A 6894-nucleotide genomic window follows, 5' to 3' on the forward strand; every position below is an offset into this window, starting at 1 on the left:
CCCCCGCCCGGACACGCCGACGGGGCGCCCCGGGTGACCCCGTGACGCCCCGTCCGTCCGGTCGTTCAGGAGTGCTCGGCCTCCACGTGCTCGCCGAGGTAGGCGGCCCGGATCCGGGGATCGGCCAGCAACTCCCCGGCCGGTCCCTCCATCACCATCTCGCCGGTCTCCAGGACGTAGCCCCTGTTGGCCAGTTGCAGGGCCCGGGAGGCGTTCTGCTCGACCAGCAGCAGGGTGGTGCCCTGCTCGTTGATCTCCCCGAGGATGTCGAAGATCTGCTGGACGATCAGCGGTGCCAGGCCCATCGAGGGCTCGTCGAGCAGCAGCAGCTCCGGCTTGCCCATCAGGGCGCGCCCGATGGCCAGCATCTGCTGTTCGCCGCCGGACAACGTGCCCGCCACCTGCTTGCGACGCTCGGCGAGGCGGGGGAAGAGGTGGAAGACCCGCTCGAGGTCCCTCGGGTCCGGCCGCTTGAAGCGGTAGGCCCCCATGTTGAGGTTCTCCAGCACGTTCATGCGGGCGAAGACCCGCCGCCCCTCGGGAACGTGGCCGATGCCGAAGCGGACCAGTTCGTGGGAGGGGATGCCGTCCACCCGCTCGCCGTGCAGCAGGATGCCGCCCTGTCGGGGGGCGATCATGCCGGAGGCGGTCTGCAGGGTGGTGGACTTGCCCGCGCCGTTGGCGCCGAGCAGGGCCACCACCTCGCCCGTCCGCACGCTCAGGTTGATCCCCTTCAGGGCCTCGATGGCCCCGTAGAAGACGTGCAGGTCCCGCAGTTCCAGCAGGGGTGGCTCACCGGCGGGGTCGCCGGTGGGCGCGGCCTTCTCGGTGGTCACCCTCGCGGTCCCCTCGGTCGTGCGGTGGTCGTTCGGGTCGCTCACGGCCGCTCCTCCCCGTCGTTCGACCGGCCCTCGGCGGCCCGATCGCCGCCCCGCCACTCCGGGTCGTCGGCGTGTTCGGCGTCCAGGTCGGCCACCAGATCGGCGACCGCCTCCGCCTCCTCCTCGTCCGAGGCCCCGAGGTAGGCCTCGATGACCGCCGGGTCGCGCTGGACCTGGCCCGGCGTGCCCTCGGCGATCTTCCGGCCGAAGTTGAGCACCGCGACCCGGTCGGCGACCGACATCACCAGCCGCATGTCGTGCTCGATGAGGAGCACGCTGACGCCCAGCTCGGTGTTGATCCGGCGGATCAACTCCTCCAGGTCGTGCTTCTCGGTCGGGTTGGTGCCCGCCGCCGGCTCGTCCAGCAGGAGCAGTTCCGGTTCGGTGGCCAGCGCGCGGGCGATCTCCAGACGGCGCTGCTCGCCGTAGCTGAGGGAGGCGGCCAGCTCGTTGATCCGGTGTTCCAGGCCGACGAAGCGCATCACCTCGTGGGCCCGTCGGTCGCTGTCGCGTTCGGCTCGCCGGGCGTGCGGCAGGCCGAGCATGATCGAGACGGCGTCGGTGCGCTGCCTGGTCTCCACCGCGATCTTGACGTTCTCCAGCGCGGTGAGCGCCCCGAACAGGCGGATGTTCTGGAAGGTGCGGGCCAGGCCGAGCCGGCTGACCCGGAACGGCTTGCGACCGCGCAGTTCCTCCTCCCCGCCGGCCCGGGGCCGGTAGGTGATGGCTCCCTCCTGGGGCAGGTAGGCGCCGGTCAGGGAGTTGAACAGGGAGGTCTTGCCGGCCCCGTTGGGGCCGATGATGGCCAGGATCTCGCCGCGTCGCATCGCCAGGTCGACGTGGTCGAGGCTGGTCAGTCCGCCGAAGCGGAGGGTGACCCCGGAGGTCTCCAGGATCGTGGGGTGGGGCTCGGCTCCGCCCTCGGCGGGGCGGTCGGCCGCCCTCTTCGTCTCGGTGGTCACGACGGGGTGTCCCCTCCCGTGGTCGCGGGGCGTCCACCGGCGGCCGGCATGGCCCTGGTGGCGGTGCCCTCCTCCGCCATGTGCAGTTCACGGACCCGTCTGCGCGAGGGCCACAAACCCTGCGGTCGGTAGATCATCATGATCACCAGCAGAGCACCGAGGTACATGTAGCGGTCCTGGGCCGGGACGGTGTCCCGCAGGAACTCCGGCAGCCAGATGAGGATGGCGGTGCCCAGGAGCACACCGGGAATGGAGCCCATTCCGCCGAAGATCACATAGGACAGCACCAGCACCGAGAACAGCACGATGAAGAACTCGGAGTTGATGAAGCCGAGCTTGCTGGCGTACACCACGCCGGCCACACCGGAGGTGGAGGCGCCGATCGCGAAGGCCAGCAGCTTGAAGCGGACGGTGTCCACGCCGGTGGCGGCGGCGGCCACCTCGTCCTCGCGGATGGCGGTCCAGGCGCGGCCCACCCGGGAGTGCTCCAGGCGGATGAACAGCACCAGCAGGGCGACGATGAAGCCGAGCTGGAGCCAGTAGTAGGGGCGCGGGTCCAGACCCCACTGGTAGCTGAAGAAGCCCAGGTCGATGCTGAAGCGGTCCACCGAGGCGCCCCGGGTGCCACCGGTGAACTCGACCCAGTTCTTCGCCATCAGGTAGACGATCTCGTGGAAGCCGAGGGTGACGATGGCCAGGTAGTCGCCGCGCAACCGCAGTGTCGGGGCGCCCAGCAGGACGCCCGCCACCAGACAGGTGATCACGGCGATCGGGATGACCGCGAAGTTGTTCAGCTCGAACGGCGGGGCGACCGGCAGGGAGCCGGTCCAAAAGGCCGCGCTGTAGGCGCCGATCGCGAAGAAGGCGATGAAGCCGAGGTCGAGCATGCCGGCCCAGCCGACCACCACGTTCAGGCCGATGGCCAGCAGGACGTAGATGGCGATCTGGTCGACCAGGACCTGCTGCCAATGCCGACTGACCAGGAAGGGCAGCACGATCAGGAAGACCAGCAGGGCGGTGAGGGCGAGCATCCGCAGACGCGGGTCGCGGCGCCAGACGGTGCGGGCCCGCTCGGCGGGGCCGGTGCCGGCGCGGCGGGCGGTGGACCAGGCGTTGGCCACCGGGGCGCGCAGGAACTCGCGGACCACCCAGATCAGCAGGCAGGCGCCGACCCACAGCCACAGGCCGGGGCCGGTCATGTTCTCCCGCATGGCGTGGAAGATGTCGCGGTTGGTGCCCTGTTCGCCGGTGACCTGGGCACCGACGAGGGCCACGCCCATGAGGGCGGCCAGGCGCTTGAAGCGGGGGTTGGCGTACCAGGCGGTGCGGCGCAGGCGGGCGGCCTCGGCGGCCCGCTTCGAGCCGATGGGGCCGGCGGCGCCGGTGGTGGGAGTGTTGTCGGTCGCTGTCATGCCGTCCTCGCCACGCGCTCGCCGAGAATGCCGGTCGGACGGATCATCAGCACCAGGACCAGGGCCCCGAAGGCACCGAAGTACCGCCAGGCGTCGCCGAAGACATCGACGGTGAACGCCTCGACGATGCCGAGGGTCATGCCGCCGAGCATGGCGCCGCGCACGTTGCCGATCCCGCCGAGGACCGCCGCCGCGAAGGCGGTGATGCCGGGCAGGAAGCCCATCGTGTAGAAGACCTGGTTGGTGGTGCCGAACAGGAAGCCGGCGGCTCCGCCCATCAGGCCGCCCAGGATGAAGGTGCGGGAGACCACCTTGTCGATGTTGACCCCCATCAGGGAGGCCACCTCGGGGTCCTGGGCGACGGCCCGGATGCCCGAGCCGAGCTTGGTGCGGTTGACCACGTGGTCGACGATCAGCAGCATCAGCACGCCGCTGCAGATGATCAGCAGTTGGGTGATGTTGATGGTGGTGTCGAAGATCGTGAAGACCGTGCGGTTCTCGTACATGCGGGGCATCGGCATGGCGTTGCGGCCGAAGAGCTTGCCCGCGAGGTTGTAGAGGAAGAACGAGGCGCCGATGGCCGTGATGAGGAAGACCAGGCGGGGGGCGTTGCGGCGGCGCAGCGGCCGGTAGGCCACCTTCTCCAGGAAGAAGGCGACGGTCGCGCCGAGCAGCGCCCCGGTGCAGATGCCGAGTATCACGTAGCCGGCGGACTGGGCCAGGGACGGCGCGGCGACGGGCACGACGAGGGTGAGGGCGATGACCCCACCGAATCCTCCGGTCATGAAGACCTCGCTGTGCGCGAAGTTCAGGAGCTGGAGGACGCCGTAGACGAGGGTGTAACCAATGGCGATGACGGCGTACAGGGAGCCGAGCACCACCCCCAGGACGAGGACGTCCCAGAAATCGAAAAGGGTCATCGAGATACTTCCTTGCGATTCACCGCCCCGGCGGGCGGCTCCCCGGACCCCGGGGGACGCCGCCGCGGTGGCGGCTGGGCGGGAAACGGCGGGGCGTGGGATCGGCCACGCCCCGCCGGTGTGCCGGTGGTGATACCGAGTCCGACGTCAGCCGGTGATCTCGGTGATGTCGCCCAGGGCGGTGATGGTGTCGTTCTCGACCCGGTAGATGTAGATACCGGAGCCCGCGTACTCGCCGTTCTCGTCGAAGCTGAGGGTCTTGGCCACACCGTCGTGGGTGCCGACCGAGATCGCCTCGTAGACCGACTGGCGGTCGGCGGCCTCGCCCAGCTCGGCCACCGCCTCGATGATCATCATCGCGGCGTCGTAGGCCTCGGGGGTGTAGGTGCCCGGGGCGCGGTTGTACTCGGCCTCGTAGCGCTCGGCGAAGTCCCGACCCTCCTGGTCGGCGTCCAGGTCGCGGCACGGGCAGCTGAGGTACCACTCCTCGGCCTCGCCACCGGGGGCGAGGCTGATGAACTCGGGGTCCTTCACGCCGTCGCCGGCGAGCTTGATGCCGTCGAACCCGGCCTCGGAGAGCTTGACCGCCAGCGGACCGGCCTGCGAGTAGTAGCCGGTGTAGACCAGGCCGTCGGCGCCGGAGGTCACGGCGGTACGGGCGATGCCGCTGTGGTCCACGGTGTCGGAGGGAACCGACTCGCGGACGACCTCGATACCGGCCTCCTCCATGCCCTGCTGCGCCACGTTGGCCAGGCCGATGCTGTAGTCGTCGAGGTCGTCGATGACCATCGCCTTCTCCACGCCCTGCTCGGCGAAGAAGGTGGCGATCGCCGCGCCCTGCTCGGCGTCGTTGGGCACGCCCCGCAGGAAGGTCGGGAAGCCCTGCTGGGTCAGGTCGGGGTTGGTGGCCGAGGGGGACAGGGCGGCCATGCCGGCCTCGCCGTAGAGAGGGGCCGCGACGGCGGCGGCGCCGGAGAAGGCCGGGCCGACCACGGCGATGACGTCCTCGTCGTCGATGGCGCGCTGGGCGGCGGCGGTGGCCTGGCCGGGCTCGCCGCGGTCGTCCGCGTCCAGGTACTCGAAGGTGACGTCGTAGTCGCCGGACTCGTTGGCCTCGGCGATGGCGAGCTTGACGCCGTTCTCCATGTTGATGCCGAGGTCGACGTTGTCGCCGGAGAGCGGGCCCTGGTAGGCGATCTTGAAGACGGTCCCGGAGGCGTCGCCCCCACCGCCGCCCCCGTCGTCACCGCAGGCGGTGAGCGCGAGCGCGCCGATCGCGACCGGTATCGCGAGCTTCACGACTCTCTTGCTGAGCATGGGGTACCCCCTGGAGCGGATCCGGAGCCGAAGGGCACCGCACGGGAGTCGTGCACACCGGGTGGAGACCGGTACACGGCGGGTGCGGCGTGCAGCGGAATCTATTGCCACGGAACGTCCGATAAACAGACGGCCGTCGCAAGTGTGATCGCCTCGTGATGTGGGCCATGTGCCGGAAACAGAACACCCACCACCGACAACCGGACATTCCGGGGCGGTGGTGGGCGTGTCGACGCGTCATCGGAACCGGACGGGTGGGAGTCCGAAAGGGTCCCATCCGGGGCGCGCCGGTGGGGCGCGGTGGGACGAGAAGACCGTCCCACCGGCTCATTTGCGCTGTTTCTTCTCCTCCGCGTCCTGGATGACCGCCTCGGCGACCTGCTTCATGGAGAGCCTGCGGTCCATCGAGGTCTTCTGGATCCATCGGAAGGCGGCGGGCTCGGTCAGGCCGTACTGGGTTTGCAGGACGCTCTTCGCGCGATCGACCAGTTTGCGGGTCTCCAGGCGCTGGGAGAGATCCTCGACCTCGTCCGCGAGGGACTTGAGTTCGGTGAAGCGGGTGACGGCGATCTCGATGGCCGGTACCACGTCGCTCTTGGTGAAGGGCTTGACCAGATAGGCCATGGCACCGGCGTCCCGGGCGCGCTCGACCAGATCGCGCTGGGAGAAGGCGGTGAGCATCAGGACCGGGGCGATCTGCTCGCCGGCGATCTTCTCGGCCGCGGAGATGCCGTCCATCACGGGCATCTTGACGTCGAGGATCACGAGGTCGGGACGGTGCTCGCGGGCCAGCTCCACCGCCCGCTGACCGTCCCCGGCCTCGGCGACGACCGTGTAACCCTCCTCCTCGAGCATCTCCTTCAGGTCGAGACGGATGAGTGCCTCGTCCTCGGCGATCACCACGCGGGTGGTGTGCGGCGGAACGTGGGGCTCCTCGGTCGCGGCGGCGGTGTCCGCGGTCGCGTCGGGTTCGGGAACGTCGGCGGTGCTCACGCTGCTCCTCGGTTGCTGCCGGTGGGCTGCCGGGTGGGGCATCCCCGAGACTAGCCGGGTCGCGTGACGCGCGTCGCGGCGGCTCGACCGGTGGACATCGGAACCGGACGCCGACGGGGCGTCTCCCCCACCCCGGTCCGACTCCGGGACCCGCCGACCGTCCGACACCCGGGGCCGGCTACGAGCAGGGGCCGACACACGGTACTCTGTGCCCGGTACGACCTGCCCGGTTGGTGGAACTGGTCAGACACGCGGCTCTCAAACAGCCGTGCCTTCGAGGCATGTGGGTTCGAATCCCACACCGGGCACCCGTCACTCGGCCTCCCGAACCGTCGGGGGGCCGCGTGCCTTTCCGGGGCCCCGGATCCCGCCCGGCGTCACCCGGCCCCTCATCACGTTCGCCCCCCGG

General features: G+C 70.1%; 6 protein-coding genes and 1 tRNA gene. 1 reads left to right on the plus strand and 6 read right to left on the minus strand.

The window, feature by feature from the left end; genetic code table 11:
- Window positions 1-65: 65 nt before the first annotated feature.
- The 6 genes from FNQ90_RS08090 to FNQ90_RS08115 form a co-directional block, all read right to left on the minus strand.
- Window positions 66-836, minus strand: coding sequence for an ABC transporter ATP-binding protein (locus FNQ90_RS08090; RefSeq protein ID WP_182605753.1), 771 nt, complete (start codon window positions 834-836; stop codon window positions 66-68).
- Between the two features lie 41 nt (window positions 837-877).
- A complete protein-coding gene (locus FNQ90_RS08095; RefSeq protein ID WP_182605750.1) occupies window positions 878-1843 on the minus strand; it encodes an ABC transporter ATP-binding protein in 966 nt (321 codons plus the stop codon).
- Window positions 1840-3255 (minus strand): branched-chain amino acid ABC transporter permease, encoded by a 1416-nt coding sequence (locus FNQ90_RS08100; protein WP_143619396.1) that lies wholly within the window; start codon window positions 3253-3255, stop codon window positions 1840-1842. The genes FNQ90_RS08095 and FNQ90_RS08100 overlap by 4 nt, the downstream gene beginning before the upstream one ends.
- A complete protein-coding gene (locus FNQ90_RS08105) occupies window positions 3252-4175 on the minus strand; it encodes a branched-chain amino acid ABC transporter permease (protein WP_182605751.1) in 924 nt (307 codons plus the stop codon). Before FNQ90_RS08105 ends, FNQ90_RS08100 begins: the two co-directional genes overlap by 4 nt.
- Before the next feature lie 147 nt (window positions 4176-4322).
- A complete protein-coding gene (locus tag FNQ90_RS08110) occupies window positions 4323-5492 on the minus strand; it encodes a branched-chain amino acid ABC transporter substrate-binding protein (RefSeq protein WP_182605752.1) in 1170 nt (389 codons plus the stop codon).
- A gap of 327 nt (window positions 5493-5819) precedes the next feature.
- Entirely contained in the window at window positions 5820-6485 is a 666-nt protein-coding gene (locus FNQ90_RS08115; protein ID WP_143619390.1) for an ANTAR domain-containing response regulator, read from the minus strand.
- A gap of 224 nt (window positions 6486-6709) precedes the next feature.
- Here FNQ90_RS08115 and FNQ90_RS08120 point away from each other — a divergent pair.
- Window positions 6710-6793 (plus strand) — tRNA-Leu (locus FNQ90_RS08120).
- The last annotated feature ends 101 nt before the right edge of the window (window positions 6794-6894 follow it).

This window comes from Streptomyces alkaliphilus (assembly GCF_014141535.1).
GTDB lineage: Bacteria > Actinomycetota > Actinomycetes > Streptomycetales > Streptomycetaceae > Streptomyces > Streptomyces alkaliphilus.

Excerpts from the sequence above, each read along its gene's own strand:
- FNQ90_RS08100 (WP_143619396.1), bottom strand. The coding sequence starts at position 3,255 with ATGACAGCGACCGACAACACTCCCACCACCGGCGCCGCCGGCCCCATC.
- FNQ90_RS08105 (WP_182605751.1), bottom strand. The coding sequence starts at position 4,175 with ATGACCCTTTTCGATTTCTGGGACGTCCTCGTCCTGGGGGTGGTGCTC.
- FNQ90_RS08110 (WP_182605752.1), bottom strand. The coding sequence starts at position 5,492 with ATGCTCAGCAAGAGAGTCGTGAAGCTCGCGATACCGGTCGCGATCGGC.